The 16,556-nt window shown below is 71.7% G+C and carries 21 protein-coding genes and 1 pseudogene; 3 read left to right on the top strand and 19 right to left on the bottom strand.

What is annotated here, in order from left to right; genetic code table 11:
- Window positions 1-2: 2 nt before the first annotated feature.
- From EAO75_RS17100 to EAO75_RS17040, 13 genes and pseudogenes are all read right to left on the bottom strand, one after another.
- On the bottom strand, window positions 3-287 hold the full coding sequence (locus EAO75_RS17100) for a gas vesicle protein K (protein ID WP_147995902.1): 285 nt from the start codon (window positions 285-287) through the stop codon (window positions 3-5).
- A complete protein-coding gene (locus tag EAO75_RS17095; protein ID WP_147995901.1) occupies window positions 284-472 on the bottom strand; it encodes a gas vesicle protein in 189 nt (62 codons plus the stop codon). The genes EAO75_RS17100 and EAO75_RS17095 overlap by 4 nt, the downstream gene beginning before the upstream one ends.
- Window positions 469-1,263 carry a GvpL/GvpF family gas vesicle protein gene (locus tag EAO75_RS17090; RefSeq protein WP_147995900.1) on the bottom strand — a complete coding sequence of 265 codons (795 nt, stop codon included), beginning with the start codon at window positions 1,261-1,263 and terminating at the stop codon, window positions 469-471. The genes EAO75_RS17095 and EAO75_RS17090 overlap by 4 nt, the downstream gene beginning before the upstream one ends.
- On the bottom strand, window positions 1,260-1,586 hold the full coding sequence (locus EAO75_RS17085) for a gas vesicle protein (RefSeq protein WP_147995899.1): 327 nt from the start codon (window positions 1,584-1,586) through the stop codon (window positions 1,260-1,262). The genes EAO75_RS17090 and EAO75_RS17085 overlap by 4 nt, the downstream gene beginning before the upstream one ends.
- Complete coding sequence (locus EAO75_RS17080; RefSeq protein ID WP_147995898.1) at window positions 1,583-2,686, bottom strand: SRPBCC family protein; 1,104 nt, start codon at window positions 2,684-2,686, stop codon at window positions 1,583-1,585. The genes EAO75_RS17085 and EAO75_RS17080 overlap by 4 nt, the downstream gene beginning before the upstream one ends.
- Complete coding sequence (locus EAO75_RS17075; protein WP_147995897.1) at window positions 2,683-3,288, bottom strand: DNA primase; 606 nt, start codon at window positions 3,286-3,288, stop codon at window positions 2,683-2,685. The genes EAO75_RS17080 and EAO75_RS17075 overlap by 4 nt, the downstream gene beginning before the upstream one ends.
- Window positions 3,285-3,548, bottom strand: a complete 264-nt coding sequence (locus EAO75_RS17070) for a gas vesicle protein GvpG (protein ID WP_147995896.1) — start codon at window positions 3,546-3,548, stop codon at window positions 3,285-3,287. Before EAO75_RS17070 ends, EAO75_RS17075 begins: the two co-directional genes overlap by 4 nt.
- Window positions 3,549-3,552: 4 nt before the next feature.
- Window positions 3,553-4,323 carry a GvpL/GvpF family gas vesicle protein gene (locus EAO75_RS17065; RefSeq protein ID WP_147995895.1) on the bottom strand — a complete coding sequence of 257 codons (771 nt, stop codon included), beginning with the start codon at window positions 4,321-4,323 and terminating at the stop codon, window positions 3,553-3,555.
- The gene (locus EAO75_RS17060) at window positions 4,320-4,745 is read right to left on the bottom strand and encodes a gas vesicle structural protein GvpA (RefSeq protein ID WP_147995894.1); all 426 of its coding nucleotides are present in this window, start codon (window positions 4,743-4,745) and stop codon (window positions 4,320-4,322) included. Before EAO75_RS17060 ends, EAO75_RS17065 begins: the two co-directional genes overlap by 4 nt.
- A gap of 52 nt (window positions 4,746-4,797) precedes the next feature.
- Window positions 4,798-5,130, bottom strand: coding sequence for a gas vesicle protein (locus tag EAO75_RS17055; protein WP_147995893.1), 333 nt, complete (start codon window positions 5,128-5,130; stop codon window positions 4,798-4,800).
- Between the two features lie 115 nt (window positions 5,131-5,245).
- A pseudogene (locus EAO75_RS47425) lies at window positions 5,246-5,386 on the bottom strand (ATP-dependent DNA ligase); the annotation flags it as partial.
- An 86-nt stretch (window positions 5,387-5,472) separates the two neighbouring features.
- Window positions 5,473-7,320 (bottom strand): transketolase, encoded by a 1,848-nt coding sequence (locus EAO75_RS17045; RefSeq protein ID WP_147995892.1) that lies wholly within the window; start codon window positions 7,318-7,320, stop codon window positions 5,473-5,475.
- A complete protein-coding gene (locus EAO75_RS17040) occupies window positions 7,317-8,975 on the bottom strand; it encodes an NAD(P)/FAD-dependent oxidoreductase (RefSeq protein ID WP_187284472.1) in 1,659 nt (552 codons plus the stop codon). Before EAO75_RS17040 ends, EAO75_RS17045 begins: the two co-directional genes overlap by 4 nt.
- 163 nt (window positions 8,976-9,138) lie before the next feature.
- Here EAO75_RS17040 and EAO75_RS17035 point away from each other — a divergent pair, with 163 nt between their 5' ends.
- Complete coding sequence (locus EAO75_RS17035) at window positions 9,139-9,537, top strand: hypothetical protein (protein ID WP_315987122.1); 399 nt, start codon at window positions 9,139-9,141, stop codon at window positions 9,535-9,537.
- Here EAO75_RS17035 and EAO75_RS17030 read toward each other — a convergent pair.
- Complete coding sequence (locus EAO75_RS17030; RefSeq protein WP_147995890.1) at window positions 9,516-9,974, bottom strand: phage holin family protein; 459 nt, start codon at window positions 9,972-9,974, stop codon at window positions 9,516-9,518. The genes EAO75_RS17035 and EAO75_RS17030 overlap by 22 nt on opposite strands.
- Window positions 9,975-10,071: 97 nt before the next feature.
- Between EAO75_RS17030 and EAO75_RS17025 the strand changes: the two genes are divergently transcribed.
- Window positions 10,072-10,419, top strand: coding sequence for a VOC family protein (locus tag EAO75_RS17025; RefSeq protein ID WP_147995889.1), 348 nt, complete (start codon window positions 10,072-10,074; stop codon window positions 10,417-10,419).
- Between the two features lie 113 nt (window positions 10,420-10,532).
- Window positions 10,533-10,880: a DUF6204 family protein gene (locus tag EAO75_RS17020; RefSeq protein WP_147995888.1), complete on the top strand. Its 348-nt coding sequence runs from the start codon at window positions 10,533-10,535 to the stop codon at window positions 10,878-10,880.
- Here EAO75_RS17020 and EAO75_RS17015 read toward each other — a convergent pair.
- From EAO75_RS17015 to EAO75_RS16995, 5 genes are all read right to left on the bottom strand, one after another.
- Window positions 10,852-11,406 carry a GNAT family N-acetyltransferase gene (locus EAO75_RS17015; RefSeq protein WP_147995887.1) on the bottom strand — a complete coding sequence of 185 codons (555 nt, stop codon included), beginning with the start codon at window positions 11,404-11,406 and terminating at the stop codon, window positions 10,852-10,854. The two genes, EAO75_RS17020 and EAO75_RS17015, sit on opposite strands and share 29 nt — an antisense overlap.
- A gap of 19 nt (window positions 11,407-11,425) precedes the next feature.
- The gene (locus tag EAO75_RS17010) at window positions 11,426-11,680 is read right to left on the bottom strand and encodes a lipopolysaccharide assembly protein LapA domain-containing protein (RefSeq protein WP_147995886.1); all 255 of its coding nucleotides are present in this window, start codon (window positions 11,678-11,680) and stop codon (window positions 11,426-11,428) included.
- A 58-nt stretch (window positions 11,681-11,738) separates the two neighbouring features.
- Window positions 11,739-13,556 carry a CocE/NonD family hydrolase gene (locus EAO75_RS17005; protein ID WP_410092409.1) on the bottom strand — a complete coding sequence of 606 codons (1,818 nt, stop codon included), beginning with the start codon at window positions 13,554-13,556 and terminating at the stop codon, window positions 11,739-11,741.
- Between the two features lie 101 nt (window positions 13,557-13,657).
- Complete coding sequence (locus tag EAO75_RS17000) at window positions 13,658-14,593, bottom strand: LD-carboxypeptidase (protein WP_147995884.1); 936 nt, start codon at window positions 14,591-14,593, stop codon at window positions 13,658-13,660.
- Entirely contained in the window at window positions 14,590-16,554 is a 1,965-nt protein-coding gene (locus EAO75_RS16995; RefSeq protein WP_147995883.1) for an LpqB family beta-propeller domain-containing protein, read from the bottom strand. The genes EAO75_RS17000 and EAO75_RS16995 overlap by 4 nt, the downstream gene beginning before the upstream one ends.
- Between the last annotated feature and the right edge of the window lie 2 nt (window positions 16,555-16,556).

Genomic DNA, 16,556 nt, shown 5'->3' with positions numbered 1-16,556 from the left:
TTTCACTCCCGGGGAAGCAGTGGTCCCAGCGGCCCGAGGTCCAGATTCAGGTCCTCGGGCCGCAGCCCGTAGCGCTCCCGCAGTTCGGTCATACGGTCGTCGAGCAGCATCAGCGTCAACCCGATCCGCTCCTCCTGCTCCTCGCTCAGGTCGCCCTCGTCGAAGCGGCGCAGCGCCTGGCGTTCCATGAGCTGGCGGAGCAACTCGACGACGGTCAGGACGAGTTTCACGAGGTCGCGTTCCACGGTGTCGGGGTCGAGGTCCATCCGGTTGCGATGTGACGTCATGTCAACTTCCCCCAGGGCGAAGGGACCTGCTCGTTGACAGAGCTGATCAGCGCGTTCAGGTCAATGCGTACGAGGTCCACGTCGGCGATGCGCAGGGTGATGTCCCCCGTGACGACGACCCCGCCGGCGAGCAGCCGGTCGAGCAGGTCCACGAGGGCGACCTGACGGCGTTCGATGACGGTCACCGCTCCACCTCCGACTCCTCGGCGAACTGCCCGGTGAAGGAATACGCCGCCCAGGGCCCGGTGAGTTCGACCCGAATTCCTGGTGCGTCATCCTTCTCCCGGTCCACCAGTTCCACGAATTCCTCGGAATTCGCGCGCGGCACCAGATAGGAGGCGTTCAGCACGTTCTGCCCGGACGCGCCGGAAAGCGTGGCACTCTGCGGGGCGTGCAGCCGGGCGTCCTCGGCGAAAGCGGAAAGCGTCTCGTGCAGCCGGCCGGCGAACTCGGCGGCCCGCTGCCACACGCCCTCGTGAGCGCGCGTCTGCAGACGGCGCCGGCGCAGATAGTCACGGCCCGACCCCGTCCCGTGCTCGGGCGGGCCGGGCTCCGAGGGCTCGGCGGCTTCCGTCGGCTCTGTCTCGACGTACACCTTGACGCCCCACTCCACCCGCCCCTCCAGCCGGTCGAGGACGCGCCGAAACTCCTCCTCGCGCGCCTCCATCATGGTCCGTAGGCCGCTGTCGTCCCGGAAGACGGTGGCGAGCCGCAGCGGCAGCGGGGTGGTGACGGCGGTGAGCGCGTCGATGACCTGCTGATGGGCGCGGGCGGTCACGGCGAGCCAGTCGAGGTCCTCCAGATGGGCGCGCAGCGGCGCCTCGGCGAAGTCCGCCTCCGGCACGGTACTGACGACGGCGACGAGGCCGTGGTGGGTCAGCTGTTTCGGCGGCGCCCCGGCGACCCCCGACAACTGGGCCTGGAGGGCGGAGCGAAAGGGGCGGCACACGGCATAGACGTAGCGCAGTCCGGTCATGGGGCCTCCTCCGGTTCCCGAGCCGGCTCGAGCTGGGCCAGGCGTTCGCGCAACTCCGCGTTCTCCCGGGCGAGTTCCTTGCGACGGGCCCCGGACGACAGCGCCGGATCGTCCTCCCACCAGTCGATGCCCATCTCCTTCGCCTTGTCCACCGAGGCGACGATGAGACGGAGCTTGATGGTGAGCAGTTCGATGTCGAGCAGGTTGATCCGGATGTCGCCCGCGATGACCACGCCCTTGTCGAGGACCCGTTCCAGGATGTCGGCGAGGCTGGAGCCGCTTTCATGGCCGTAGGGCTGGGGCAGCCGGCTGGAGGTCGTCATCGCCGGCTCCCTCCGGCGGTGTACTCGGCCTCGTCCTCGGATTCCTCCTCGGGCTCCTCATCGGCCTCGTACTCGTCCTCGGCCTCGTACTCGTCCTCCGGTTGCTCCGCGTCCTCCTCCGAGTACTCTCCGTTCTCGTCGCCTTCCTCGTCCTCCTCGGCGTAGGGCGCTCCCTCCTCTGTTTCCTCCTCCTCTCCTTCGTACGCCTCCTCGTCCTCCTCCGCGACCGCGTCCTCGTGGCTGCGGACGACCTCGCCGTCGCGGATCTCGCCGCGCCAGCTGTCCTCGGCCTCTCCCTTGAGGGTGATGAAGCGGACGTAGTTCTTGAGGTCGAGACGGGCGCGACGGCCCTGGGCGCGCCAGATGTTGCCGGTCTTCTCGAAAAAGCCCGCGGGGTAGTACTCGATCACCAGCAGGACGCGGGTGAGGTTGTCGGCGAGCCGGTGGAAGGAGACGACACCCTTCGTAGTGCCCTTGGCACCCTCCGAGGTCCAGGAGATCCGTTCGTCGGGCACCTGCTCCGTGGTCTGCGCCTTCCAGCTGCGGCTGGACCAGAGGACCTTCAGCTGCCAGTCGGAGGTCGTGTCGTCCGCGCGGCTCGCGCTCTTCACGCCCTTCGCGAAGGTGCTGAAGTCCTGGTACTGGGTCCACTGGTCGTACGCGGTGCGCAGCGGCACGCCGACGTCGACGTACTCCATGATGACGGTGGGCTTGTTGCCCGACTTGCCCTTGCGTTTGCTCTTGCCGCCGCCGATCTTCTTGAACGCGCCGACCACGCTGTCCTTGGCGCGTGAGGCGCCGAGCTCCAGGGCGCTGCGCAGCGGCCCCTTGCCCTCGGCGAGCCTGCGGCCGCCGTCGAGGGCGAGCTGGGCGAAGCCGGGGCTGTTGCCCTCGGCGATGTCGTTCAGCTTGCCGGTGGTCTCGCCGAGTTTGCGTCCGGCGCCGGTCAGCAGCCGCGTGGCCTGTACGGTGAGATACTCCCGCAGTTCGGCCTTCAGCCGCTCGGCCGCCTCGCTCTGGGCCACGCCACTGAGTGATCCCGTAGCTCCACGGGCCGCGGAGGTCGCGGAACCCGCTGCGGATCCGACTGTCTCGGTCATCGCTCACCACCGCCCTTCGACTGGCGGGCCCGCGCGCTGCGGGCGGCTCCCCGCGCGGCGGACGTCTTCTTGGCGGGCGGCTTGCCCGCCGACTTCTTGGCCGTCGCCTTCTTTGCCGTCGCCTTCTTGGCGGGCGCCTTCTTCGCCACCTTTCGACGCGGCCTCTCCTCGGGCTCGGGCTCGGGCTCGTCGGACTGCTCCTCATCGAAGTCCTCGGGCTCCTCGGGCCCCTCGGGCTCCTCGGGCTCCTCGGGCTCAGACCCCAGATCCGGCGCCTCTGGAACCACGCCCTCCAACTGGTCGCGCACCTCGGCGGTACGTCCGTGCAGCCGGTCGGCGAACGCGTCGAGCTGCCGCTCGACCATGGCGCCCGAAGCGGCCTGTCCCACACCCCGCAGGTCCTCGCGGAGCTGGTTCCCGATCTCCTTGAACTGCGGGTTGTCCTGCAGCTGTTGCGACACCAGGTCCGCGAGCGCCCGTGGGCTCAGGTGCATCCGCTTGCCGGCCACCAAGGTGCCGAGCGCGAACGCCAGTTTCATCTTCTTCGTACGTCCGAGGACGTAACCGGCCCCTACCGCGAGGCCAAGTCCCACTCGGTTCATAGTGCCGTTCCCTCGCTGTTTCCAGGCCCTGTCCCCAGGGCGGTCTCAAGCCGGTCCAACAGCTCGTCCTCCTGGCGATCGAACTCGTCCTCGTCGATCTCCCCCGCCGTCAACCGCTCCTCCAGCGCCGCCAGTTCGGCGCGCACGGTGGCGGGGTCGTAGTAGATGCGTTCCGCCTCGTCGACGACCTGTCTGAGCACCCATCCGGCCCCGCGCACCGGGGCGAACGGCAGCAGCAGTACCTCTCCGATCAGTCCCACGTCCTCACTCCTTCGCGCTCTGGGTGCCGCTCGTGGTGCCGGCGGGCTCGGCCGGGCCGGGCTCGACGAAGCTGTACGGCGGCAGCGGGCCGTTGACGCGCACCTCCAGGTGCGGATGGCCCTTGCGAAGCTGTTCCACCGCGGTGAGGAAGTTCTCGGCTCCGTCGCGCTCCACGAGGAAGGACACGTTGGCGAGCCAGCCGCTGGAGTCGGGGCCTACGCTGACGGCGTCCGCGGCCGGTTCCAGGGTGTGCTGCACGTCGGTCGCGTCCTCGGCCTCCTGGGCCTGGATGGCGGCGACCACCATCTCGCCAAGCCGGAGCCGCTCCTCATGACTGCCGCCGCCCGCCTGCCGGTTGGCCTCCGTCATGGCCCGCAGCTCCGTGTTCTCGGCCAGGACACGGTGCAGCACCGCCTCCTCGACATGGGAGGCCTTGACGTTGTACTCGACCCTGCCGTCCAGGGCCGTCAGGCGCTCCCGGTAGTGCTCGGCGCGCTCGGCGAGCACGGAGGTCACCGTGTCGTCGTCGGGGGCGACACTGCCGAACCGCATGGGCAGCACACAGCCGGCCGCGCCCGCCTCGGCGAGCACATGGGAGTGGGCGAGCAGTTCCCTGCGCTTGGGGCGCAGTCCTTCGGGTGCTTCGCTGACGAGAGCGGCCAGCTCACCCTGCTTCAGCACCCGCACCGGGCGGGCCGGGTCGCCGACGCCGCCCATGTCCTGCGGCAGCGCAGGATGGGAGCTCGCGGTGATGCCGTACACATAGGTGCTCACTCCTGCTCCTCCTTCCTGCGCGATGTCGTGGACTTACGGGCGCGCGGCCTGGGTTCGCGCTCGCCGTCGTCACGTCCCTGCTTGAAGGCGTCCGAGATGGTCTCGGCGGCACCCGACAGCGCCCCTTTGGACTTGCCGCGCGCTCCGGACTCGGTGATCTCGCCGACCAGGTCGGGCAGGCCCGGGTCCTTGCGCGGCCCGGCCTCGAGGTCGAGCCGGTTGCACGCCTCGGCGAAGCGGAGATAGGTGTCGACGCTGGCGACGACGACCCGGACGTCGATCTTCAGGATCTCGATGCCGACGAGGGAGACCCGTATGAACGCGTCAATCACGAGCCCCCTGTCGAGGACGAGCTCCAGGACGTCGTAGAGGCTGCTGCCGCCGCCTCCGCCGCCGGATTGCTGTGCTGGTACAACGGTCATGCCGGCCGATCCTCCTTGTCTGGGATTGGTGTTCCGGGCGTGCGCGGGCGGCCTAGCGGCCGCCGGGCCGATGTGCGTCGGACCGTCCTCGTTCGTAACGGCGGACGCGCCGGTAGCCGGTGAGCTGTCCCTCTGGATCGAGTTCGACCTGGTAGCTCGCCAGCAGGCTCATCGTGTCGGGGACGCGGGTCAGCTCCAGGACCTCGATCTCGAGCGTCCAGCCGTCCTCCGTCTGCTCGAAGGACGACACCGTCTCCGCTTCCATGCCGGTGAGCTCGGCGAGCTGGGTCCGTGCCTGACGCAGGATCTCCATGACGGTCGGCCGTTCCTCCGCCCGGCCCGTCGGCCGTCTGGATGATTTGCGCGTGTTCTGTGAATCATTCATGGGCTCCTCCGAAGCCGAGTGGCCGGGAAGGCGCCGCATCAAACCCGCAGCTCGGCTTCTTCCGCCGCGCGATTCCTGTCAGATTCGTCAGCCGCGCAGTGCGTGGACCTGCGCCGGGCCGGTCCGGGGGCGCCGGGCCGGGGGCGCGCACGCTGTAGGGCGCGAGGGTGGTCCGGGCGTAGGCGTTGCGGTGCACGTCGAGGTAGAGGCGCTCGCCGCGGTCCTTCTTGCGGGCGGCGGTGGTGAGCCGGTCCGGTTAGTACTCGGGGCTGTTCTTCTGCATGAACAGGGGCCCGCCGAGCCCGTCGGGGTGCCGCTCCAGCATCAGCGGGCGGCCGCCGGTCACCGTACGACCGCCTCCTCCACCAGCAGCTTCCCCGCGGCGGCGATGGACGCGGCGTCGATCCCGGCGGCGTGCAACTGCTCGTCCGGGGACGCCGAGCCCGGCATCCTGCGCACGGCGAGCCGCACCAGGCGCGGCACCGGGCGCCCGTCGAGGAAGGCCTCCAGGACGGCGTCGCCGAGGCCGCCCTCCTCGTGGTGGTCCTCGACGGTGAGCAGCAGGCCGGTCTCCTCGGCGGCCTGGCGCAGGGTGAAGTGGTCGACGGGCTTGACGGAGTACAGGTCGACGACCCTGATCCGGATGCCCTCGCGCTCCAGGACGTCGGCCGCGACGAGCGCCTCGTGCACGGTGACGCCGGCCGCGACGACGGTCAGCCGGTCGCGGTCACCGGCGCGCAGCACCTTGCTGCCGCCGACCGGGAACTCCTCGTCGGGGCCGTAGATCACCGGTCCGGGGCCGCGCGAGGTGCGCAGATAGCGCACGCCCTCCAGCCCGGCCATGGCGGTGACGAGCCTCGCGGTCTGGTTGGCGTCGCACGGGTACAGCACGGTCGAGCCGTGCACGGCCCGCATCATCGCCAGGTCCTCAAGGCCCATCTGGCTCGGCCCGTCCTGCCCGATGGCGACGCCGGCGTGCGAGCCGACGAGGTTGACGCCGATGCCGCTGACCGACGCCATGCGCACGAAGTCGTAGGCGCGGGTCAGGAAGGCGGCGAAGGTGGACGCGTACGGCACCCGGCCGCGCGTGGCGAGCCCCACCGCGGCGGCGACCATCTGCTGCTCGGCGATGTAGCACTCGAAGAACCGGTCGGGGTGTTCCTTGGCGAAGAACTCGGCGCGGGTGGAGTCGCTGACCTCGCCGTCGAGGGCGACTACGTCGGAGCGGGCGGTGCCGAGGGCGGCCAGCGCCTGGCCGTAGGCGTCGCGGGTGGCGACCTTCTCCCCCCTTTCCCAGCGCGGGAGTTCGAGGTTTTTGGTGGGCACGGAGTGCAGCGCGCGGGTCGCGGGCGGCTCGTGGACGCGCACGCGCAGGTCGCGCGGTCCGCCGAGTTCGGCGATGGCCGCGTCGGCGTCCGGCAGCGGCTTGCCGTGCAGTCCCTCGCGGTCCTGGACGTCGTGGACGCCCTTGCCCTTGAGGGTGCGGGCGAGGATGACGGTGGGCTGCCCGGTGGTGGACCGGGCCTCCCCGTACGCACGGTCCACGGCGTCCACGTCATGTCCGTCGACCTCGACGGTGTGCCAGCCGAAGGCCTGGAAGCGGCGCGCGTAGGCGTCGAGATGGTGCCCGTGCCGGGTCGGGCCGCGCTGGCCCAGCCGGTTCACGTCCACGATGGCGGTCAGATTGTCCAGGTGCTCGTACGCCGCGTGCTCGGCGGCCTCCCACACGGAACCCTCGGCGAGCTCGCTGTCCCCGCACAGCACCCACACCCGGTATCCGGCGCGGTCCAGCCGCTTCCCGGCCAGCGCGATGCCGACGCCGATCGGCAGTCCCTGTCCGAGCGAGCCGGTCGCGGTCTCCACCCAGGGCACGCGGCGCGGGGTGGGGTGCCCTTCGAGCCGGCTGCCGATCCGGCGGAAGGTGAGCAGTTCGCCGTCCTCGATGGCGCCCACAGCCTTGTAGGCGGAGTACAGCAGGGGCGTGGCATGCCCCTTGGACAGCACGAACCGGTCGTTGCCCGGGTGTGCGGGGCGCTCGAAGTCGTACCGCAGATGCCGCGCGAGCAACACGGCCATCAGATCGGCGGCGGACATCGACGACGTCGGATGCCCCGACCCCGCGGCGGCGGACGCCCTCACGCTGTCCACCCGCAACTGCTGGGCGAGCTCGGTGAGTTCGGCGGTGTTCATGAGTCCCCTTCCGGGAGGTTGCGGGAGGCGGGTTTCGGCGCGGGGGCCGTGGTGATGTCGGGGCGTCGCTTGTGGACCGCCGGTGCGTCGGGAGAGGTGGGGCCGGCGTCTGCCGCAGTGGCATGGCCCGGACCGCTGTCCGCTCGGGCGCCGGGCGCCGGCTCGTGGCCCTCCGGGAGGTCCGGCTGCCTTACGGGACCGGGTGGTTCGGGGTGCCTCGCGGCATCGGGGTCCTGGATGAGGTCGGGCGTTTCCGGTCCCCCGTCGGCGTCCGACCGGCCGGCTTCACGCGGGCCCGCGGACGGCTCTGCCCGGCCCTTCTGCGGCCCACCCGGCACCCGGGCCAGCTCCGGCGACGCCGTGTCCAGCGGTACCGACCCGGACCGGACGAGGCCCAGCTGCACGGCCTGACGGGGCAGTACGGCGTCCAGCAGCCAGTCGGCGGCCACGCGGACGCGGTTGCCGGGCAGCGCGGCGAGGTGGTAGCCACGGGTGACGGCGCCAGCCGCCACGCCGGACAGGTTGACGCCGAGCGGGTTGGCGGCCGCCTTGACGCCACCCAGGTCGACGACGAAGCCGAGGTCGCGGTGGCGGTAGGCGCGCCGCTCCCCCAGGCCCAAGGACGCGGCGACGTTGTGGGCCACGGCCTTGCCCTGCCGCCAGGCGTGCTGGGCGGTCATCGGCGTGTACGCGCCGGGCTTCTCCAGGTCGGGCACGGCGGCCGCGTCCCCGGCGGCGAACAGCCCCGGGCGGCCCGGCACCTGAAGGTACGGGTCGACGAGCAGACGGCCCCGTTCCAGGGGCAGTTCGAGCGACTCGGCGAGCGGATCGGGCCGCACGCCGACGCACCACACCAGCGTGCGGGTGCCGACGAACTCGCCGTCGGTCAGCAGCACCCCGCGGTGCGTGGCCTCCTTCACGGAGGTACCCATGCGCACCTCGACGCCCCGCTGCCGCAGCACCTGATCGGCCGTGTGCGACAGCCTCTCGTTCAGTTCGGGAAGGACGCGCTCGGCGATGTCGAGCAGCAGCCAGCGTGGCCGCAGGCCCGCCCGCAGGGGGTGCTTGCGGACCTGGGCGTCGGTGAAGAGCTTGCCCTGCGCGGCCACCTCGGTTCCGGTGTATCCGGCGCCGACCACGACGAAGGTGCAGCGTGCCGAGCAGGTCTCGGGGTCGTCGGCCGCGGCCGCCAGCTCCAGCTGGCGGGTCACGTGGTCCCGCAGGTACAGCGCCTCGGGCAGGCTGCGGAAGCCGTGCGCGTGCTCGGCGACGCCGGGGATGGGCAGCAGCTTGTTGACGCTGCCCGCGGCGAGGATCAGCCGGTCGAAGGACAGGGTCCCGCGGTCGCCCTCGGGGCCGACGTAGCGCACGGTGTGCCCGTCGAGGTCGACGGCGTCGGCCTCGCCCAGCACGAGCCGTACGTGGGGCAGGGTGCCGGAGAGCGAGACGGTCACCCTGCGTGGCTCCAGGATGCCCGCGGCGACCTGGGGCAGCAGGGGCAGATACAGGAAGTAGTCGGTCGGGTTGAGCAGGGTGATGTCGGCCTTGTGCCGGGTGATCCGGGACAGGGTGCGGGCCGCCCGGTACCCGGCGAATCCGGCGCCGACGATCACGATGCGGGGTCGACTCACGGTGCGCCTCCGACGCTGTCGCATACCTCGGGGGCCTTCCGCGTCCCCCGGGTCGGTTCCGCCAAACGTCCGCCGGGGCGGCCCCGGATTTCCGGGCGAGCCTGCGGGTACCCGGAGGCCGACCCGTCTCTTGCCGCCAGGGCGGCGGTCCCGGAGATGTCCCCATGCCGTCGTACGTCCGTCCCCGATGAAACTCCGGCTCCCCCTCGTCTCCGTCTCCGCCGTGCCCACCCTGACCTGGAACTCCACGCCGGTGGTGATCGCCGAAGTGCCCGCGGGCGACGCGACCGGGACCGGCTGGACGTACGGCCCGACGGCGGTCGGGGGCTTCCTGCGCAACCATCTCGCCCCGCTGGTGGAGGGCCGCGGCGCCCTGGACATCCCGGCCGCGCACGACGCGATGTGCCGCGCGGTGCGCAACGCCGGCAGGCCGGGTGTCGCCGCGTGCGCGATCTCGGCGCTGGACATCGCCCATGGCACGCCAAGTGATCGGCGCCGAGGCCGAGTTGATACGTGGACGCCGCGGCGCCTACACCCGCAAGCAGGCGGTCCGCGTGCGCCGGGTCATGCCCGGTGGTGCGGCTGATCGGGGTCGATGGCGTCAGGCCGCGGTGTACGCGTCCCGGTCGTGTCCGGCGGGCCGGGCGGCATCGGCGGGTACGGCATGCCGCGCCCGCTCGGCGGGGTGCCGGAGGTGCCCTCCTGCGCGGCCCCGGTTGCCGGTCCCTTCCGCGTCGGCCGTGCCGCGCCGCGCAGCAGGTATGCCAGCACGCCGAGGATCACCGCGGTGATCAGCGCGGCGGCCCAGTCCGGCAGCCCGGCGGCGAGGCCGAGCCCGAGGGCGAGCGCGAGGGCCGCGCCCGCGTACAGGGCGACGGCGCCGGACCCGGCGTAGAGCATGGCCCGGCGGCGCTGCCTGCGCGTCTGCTCGCGCAGTTCGTCGCGCACGGTCTCCCGCGCCACCTGCGCCAGCTCGTCGACCAGTTGCTTGTCCAGATGCTCAAGATGATCCAGGCGATCCATGGGCGCCGGGTACCCGTACGGGCATGCGCGTAACGGGGAGTGAGGGGATCGCGTGAAACGATCTCCCCGACCCGCCGGTCCCAACTAGGCTTTCCGCATGGACATTCTGGGAGCCACGCTGCGCGTATGCGTCGACGACCTGGAGACCGCGGTCCCCTTCTACGAACGCCTCGCGGGCGGCAGAGCGCTCCGCTTCGAACGCGGCGGTGTCCAGGTCGCCGCGGTCGGCTGCTTCCTGCTCATGAGCGGCCCCGAGGCCGAGCTGGAGGTGCTGCGCAAGGTCGCCGCGACGATCGCCGTCAAGGACGTCGACGAAGCCCACCAGGTGCTCAGCGAGCTGGGCGCGCGCATCATCGCCGGCCCGGTGCCGACACCCGTGGGCCGCAACCTGATCGCGATGCACCCGGACGGGGCGATCTACGAGTACGTGGACCGTCAGGCGTAGGGGGCGAGGGCCGCCACGTAGGAGTGGGAGCGTCGCGCGCGGCAATATTCCGGATGCGCGCCGTCCTCGCCGACGTAGGGTCGACCCTCCAGGCCGATGCGGGGAGCAGGAACATGAGTGAGCAGCACACCTACCGGGTGATCGTCCGTGGCACCTGGGACGGGCTCGCCGACGAGGCCCGGGCACGGCTGCTCGCGCAGGCCCCCGCGCACGGTCTGACCAGCATGCGGTTCACCGAGGAGGGGTCGCTGTCCTACGAGCCGTCCCCGCTCAAGCACTTCTCGATGCGCTATGTCGTGGTCTCCGACGCGGCGGACGGCGAGGAGATGGCCGGCGCGATCGCCGAGGACCGGGCCGAGAGCGCGCTGCGGGAGCTGGGCTACGGCTTCAGGGATCTGAGGTCGACGGTCACGGACCTCGACACGATGAAGATCAACCGGAAGCCCGCATCTCGGCGGTGATCGCCCACCGTTCGTGATCGCGCCAAGCCCCGTCGATGTAGAGCATGTTCGGCGAGAAGCCCTCAAGCCGGAAGCCGCAGGCGCGGGCGAGGGCGATGGAGGCGGTGTTGGCGGGCTGGACGTTGATCTCCAGCCGGTGCAGCCGCAGCGCGCCGAAGGCGTGTCCGACCACCAGGTCGAGGCCCTGGCGCATCAGGCCGCGGCCGGCCGCATGGGCGAAGGCGCCGTAGCCGAGGGCGCCACTCTTGAAGGCGCCCTCGACGATGTTGTTGATGTTGACGAACCCGGCGATCCCCCCGCCGTCGTCCTTCGCGCAGACCAGGAACCCCGCCTTGGTCGGATCCTCGATCAGCCGCCCGGCATAGCCGGCGTACGCGGCGCTGCCGTCCGGCGGGAAGAGCCACGGATGGTGCAGGTCCTTGCTCTCCCGGGCACGCCGGGTGAACTCGGCGGCGTCGTCGTGGCTGAAGTGACGTATGCCCACTCGGGGGCCTTCGGCGAGGTAGCGGGACGCTGGATGCGGCATTGCGCCAGCGTACGACCCGCTATCGGCGCCGTCGCATGAAATACGCCCCGAACAGCGCACCGATGAGGGCCATGGCCAGCAGCGCCAGCCACAGCGGTATCGTCACCAGGGGGATCAGCAGCCGGATCTCGGTCTCGTCGGTGTTCTCGAAGATGAAGATCAGGGCAAGGACGGCGAGCACCAGCATGGTGATCCGGCCAGGGGTCATCGCCCCGGCCAGGCCACCCCGCTTCCCGCCGGCCTTCGTGCCACTCTCCGACGTCTTCGCGGTCATACACCAAGGATGCTCCCGAGGACGCGATCACGCACGGTGAGCGGCCCGCCGGGAGGCGCTACCCGATCACCGGCAGCTGGAGCACCCCGGTGTCCTGGGATGCGCTGACCACCGTCACCGGCTTGATCCCCCGGTTCCCGAAGTACGCGTCGTCACTCGCCGCGATCACGAACCGCAGCCGGTGCCCCTTCTCGTACCGGTGCACGATCCCCGGCAGCGTCACGGTGAAGCTCCTGGTGACGTCGGGCACCCGCACCGGTGCGACGAGCCGGTGCACCAGCGTCCGCGTGCCGTCGGGGGCGATGTCGTACAGCTTGGCGAACAGGACGAGCTTGTCGGCGGCGTGCCCGGAGTGCTGGGTCCGCTCGGCCCTCGGGGAGACCACCTTCAGCGTGGCCCGGGGTGCGCCGACGACGTCGGTGGTGCGGGCGAGCGGCTCGCTGGTCCAGCCGAGGTAGGTGCCCGCGGTGTCGTACGGCGCCGGGTCCGGAAGGCCGATGAGTCCGGCGAGCGAGCTCTCCGAGTGGCTGGTGGGCACGAGCCAGTTGGTGTACGTACGACTGCCGCGCGCCACCTTGCGGCGGTTGTCGACGAGCTTGCCGTCGCCTGAGAGGTAGAGCGTCCGGCTGAGCGCGGGCACGCGGTCGGCGGTGGCGTAGGTGTGGTCCGGGTCGGTGATCCAGTCGCGGTAGTAGGCGAAGGCCGGTCCGGTGTCGACGTGGTGGCCGAGCAGATAGCGGTCGAACCAGGCGAGGATGCGCCGGCCGACGTAGCTGGTCTCCAGGTTGCCCTGGCCGAGGTTGAGTTCGCCGGAGGCCGGGTCGGTGAGGCCGCCGCTGTGGCCCCAGGACTGCCAGATCATCTTGGTCGGGGTGCCTTGGGACTTGAGCGTCCGGTACGTCGCCGTCGCCTCGTTGAGGTTGAAGAGGCTGTCGGCCTGGCCCTGGACGAGGAGGGTGGGTGCCTTGACGCGGTTCAGGTAGGACACCGGGGAGACGCTACGGGCGTAGGCGAGCAGCTCGGCGGTCTGCTTCGCCGGGTAGCGGCCGGAGTTGAGGGTGCGGATGGTGTCACAGGCCTTGGTGACGAAGTGCAGGCAGGCCATGGAGTTGATGCGGGAGGGGTCGAGGTTCGCCTCCAGCAGGGGCTGGCCCTCGCCGATGAGGTAGAAACCGTTGGCCCACTGCCATTTGAAGGCGCCGGGGACGTCGGCGGTGCCGACGGCGTTGTTCGGGTCGAGGGAGTAGGCGAGGTCGTTCCAGGTGATCATCGGCACCAGGGCGTCGAGGCGCCGGTCGACGGCGGCCGTGGCCAGCTGGACGGCGCCGCCGTAGGAGCCGCCGACCATGCCGACGCTCGGGTCGCCGGGGGCGTCGAGGGTGACGAAGTCGGCCTTGGTGCCGTCGTCGGCGGCGCGCCCGCCGCCCAGGAAGTCGATAAGACCGGAGGCGGCGACGCCGTCGATGGTGGGGTCGTCGAGCGAGATCAGACAGCCGGACCTGCCGAAGCCGAGCCCGGAGTAGACGAGGGAGACGTATCCGCGCTGGGCGAAGGCCTCGCCGACGACGTTGGTCGAGCCGTCGGACTTGCTGCCGCCGAAGCCGTTGGTGGCGAGGACGGCGGGTGCGCGGTGGGCGCGGTCCACACCCGCGGGCCGGTACAGATCGGCGTCGACGGTGCAGGTGCGGCCGCCCGCCTGGACGGTGAACTTCAGGGCGGTGACGGTGAACTGGCCGGTCGCGGCGGCGGCCGGAGCGGTGAGCGCGAGGGGGGCGGTGAGTGTGGCGCCGAGAACGAGAGCGAGTGGGGCCCGGAATCTGGGCACGCGACGGGACACGGAGACCTCCACACTGAGGCACGCTGGACAGCCCTGCATACCGACCAGTAAGTACTGGCCGGTTGTCATGGTGTGACACGTGTCAGGCGAGGTCAATCGCCGTGACGGAGGTTTCTTGACGGATATTCAGTGAACCCTGCTCAGCGCAGCGCGGGCTCGTCGAGGGTCAACGTCCCCGCCTCGGCGTCGAGTTCGGCACCCGCCCCGAACGGAATCGTCAACGCACCCTCACAGTGCCCGAACCCGAACTCCTCCACAACCGGCACACCGAGGCCACCCAGTCGGTCCACAAGCAGCGCACGCACCCGCTCGTACGGCTCGCACTCCTGCCACGACCCGAGCAGCACCCCGCGCACGCCGTCGAACAGACCTGCGCGCAGCAGCTGGGTGAGGTAGCGGTCGAGCCGGTACGTCTCCTCGCCCACGTCCTCCAGGCACAACAGACCGCCGCGTCCGGACGTCCGGGCATGCGGGGTGCCCATCTCCGCGGCGAGCAGGCAGAGACAGCCGCCGAGCGTGACGCCCCGCGCCCGGCCCGGGACCAGTGCGGAGCCGGCGGAGGTGATCGTGCGCACCGACTCCGGCTCGAACAGCGTGGCCCTCAAGTGCTCCTGCGCCCGCGCGTTCTTGATGAAGTCGACGCCCGCCGCCATCGGTCCGTACAGCGTGGCGAGGCCCAGCCGGGTGGCGAAGGCCTCGTGCAGCACGGTGATGTCGCTGAAGCCGACGAAGACCTTCGGCCCGGCCGCGGCCATCGCGTCCCAGTCGAGCAGGTCGATCATCCGCTGCACGCCGTAGCCGCCCCGGGCGCACAGCACGGCGTCCACGGACGGGTCGCACCAGGCCCGCTGGAGGTCGGCGGCGCGGTCGGCGTCCGTGCCCGCGAGGTAGTCGAACTCGCCGTGCCGGTCCAGCACATGGGGCGCCACCACCGGGTCGAGGTCCCAGCCGCGCAGCACGTCGAGCCCGGACTCCAGCCGGTCCTCGGGCACCGGTCCGCTGGGGGCGACGACGGCCACGCGGGCCCCGGGGGCGAGTCGGGACGGCCGCAGCAACGGCCGTACGGGCTCGGTCACTTGGCGAGCTCCAGCTTCGGGATCCCGGGCGGGTTGAGCCCGAAGACCTGGGCGTACAGGGAGAGTTCGGACTCCAGGACGCGGATCATCGTCTCCGCGCGCCGGAATCCGTGGCCCTCCCCCTCGAAGGCGATGTAGGCGTGCGGCACCCGGCGCCCCTCCATGCGGGCGAGGAACCGCTCGCACTGGGCGGGCGGGCAGATCACGTCGTCCAGGCCCTGAAGCAGCAGGAACGGCACCGTGAGGTGCTCGGCGTGCTCGGCGGGCGAGCGCTCCAGGTACCGTCCGGGCACCTCGGCGAGGGGTCCGACCAGGGACTCCAGGTACTGGGACTCGAAGTCGTGGGTCTCGCCCGTGCCCCAGCCGGCCAGGTCGAGAATCGGGTACAGGATCGTGCCGCACGCGTAGACGCCGGTCGTGGTGAGGGAGGCGGCCGTGGTCCAGCCACCCGCGCTGCCGCCCCGGACGGCGAGCCGGTCGCGGTCGGCGGTGCCCTCGTCGGCGAGGGCGAGCGCGACGGCCGCGCAGTCCTCGACGTCGGTCACGCCCCACTGCTCGCGCAGCCGGTTGCGGTACTCCCTGCCGTAGCCGCTGGAGCCGCCGTAGTCGACCTCCGCGACGCCGATGCCCCGGGAGGTGAAGTAGGCGATGGCCAGGTCGAGCACGAGGGGCGCCCGCGAGGTGGGGCCGCCGTGCGCCCAGACGACGTACGGCGGCGGGACGTCGCCGGGAGCCACGCAACCGGGGTTGTGCGGCGGGTAGATGTGCGCGTGGATGTCCTGTCCGGCGGGGCCGGTGAAGGTGCGGATCTGCGGCTCGGGGTAGTAGGCGGGGTCCACGGCGTCGTCGTGCGCGGCTCCGATCACCCGGGACCGGCCGGTCGTGGCGTCCAGCTCGACCACCTCGTAGGCGCTGCGCGGACTGGCGCCGACGGCGACGATCCGCTCGCCGTACGCCGTGAGGGTGGGCGCGAACTCGGTCCAGGGGCCGGCCGCGTCGACGATCTCGCCGCTCTCCGGGTCGAGCACGCCCAGGGCCGTCGCCCCGCGGCCGTGCACGACCGCCACGAGCCCGCTCTCCAGCGGGGCGAACCAGCGCAGGCCGAGCTGCCACAGCGGTCCGCCGAACTCCTCCTCGCGCGGGCACAGGGGTTCGCCGTCGCGGTAGAGGTTCCACCAGCCGCTGCGGTCGCTGACGTACAGCAGCCGGCCGTCGGCCGACCAGTCGGCCTGGGCGATCGACTCCTCGGGGCCGCCCGCCACGGTCCGCGGGCTGCCGAGCGTGCCGTCGGCCCCGACGTCGGCGACCAGCAGTTCCGTGCCGTCCCACGGCATGTGCGGATGGTCCCAGGCGAGCCACGCCGCCCGCCGCCCGTCGGGCGAGATCCGCGCTCCGGTGACGAACCGGCGCCGGTCGTCGGTCAGTTCGCGTACGGCGCCCCGGTCCCCGGCCGCCGAGCCGTCCAGCGGGACGGCGGCCAGGACACGCCGCACATCGGTGGGTCCGGAGCCGGTGAACTCCTCCAGCACGCACCACACCTCACCGAGGTCGAGCCGCAGCCGCGGCTCCACCCAGCGCAGTCCACCGCCCACGTCGGACACGGGGGTGAGCGGACGCGGCTCGCCGCCCTCCTCGTAGCGGTAGAGCCGCTGGTCGGCGAAGTTGACGAAGACGACGAGCGGCCGGCCGTCGGCCACGGCGCCGGCCCACGGCTGTCCGCCGTACTCGATGACCCGGCTGCGCACGTTCCACGGAGCGGGCAGCACCGACTCCTCGTGGCCGTCGGCCCGTCTGCGAACCAGCGTGCGCCGTCCGCCTTCCGTGGGCCGGGCTTCGGTCCACCACGCCTCCTCCCCCACGAACCCCACGAAGTCCGGCCGCCCCTCGTGCGCCGCGGCGACGGCCGCGTCGATGGGCGAGGGCCAGGAACCGTACGCCAGCGTCCGCACTGTCTCCCCCAAGT

Origin of the sequence: Streptomyces sp. UW30 (genome assembly GCF_008042075.1) — a bacterium.
Classification (GTDB): Bacteria; Actinomycetota; Actinomycetes; order Streptomycetales; family Streptomycetaceae; genus Streptomyces.
The sequence above is the reverse complement of the archived record's forward strand: the minus strand, read 5'-3'. Positions and strand labels throughout refer to the sequence as shown.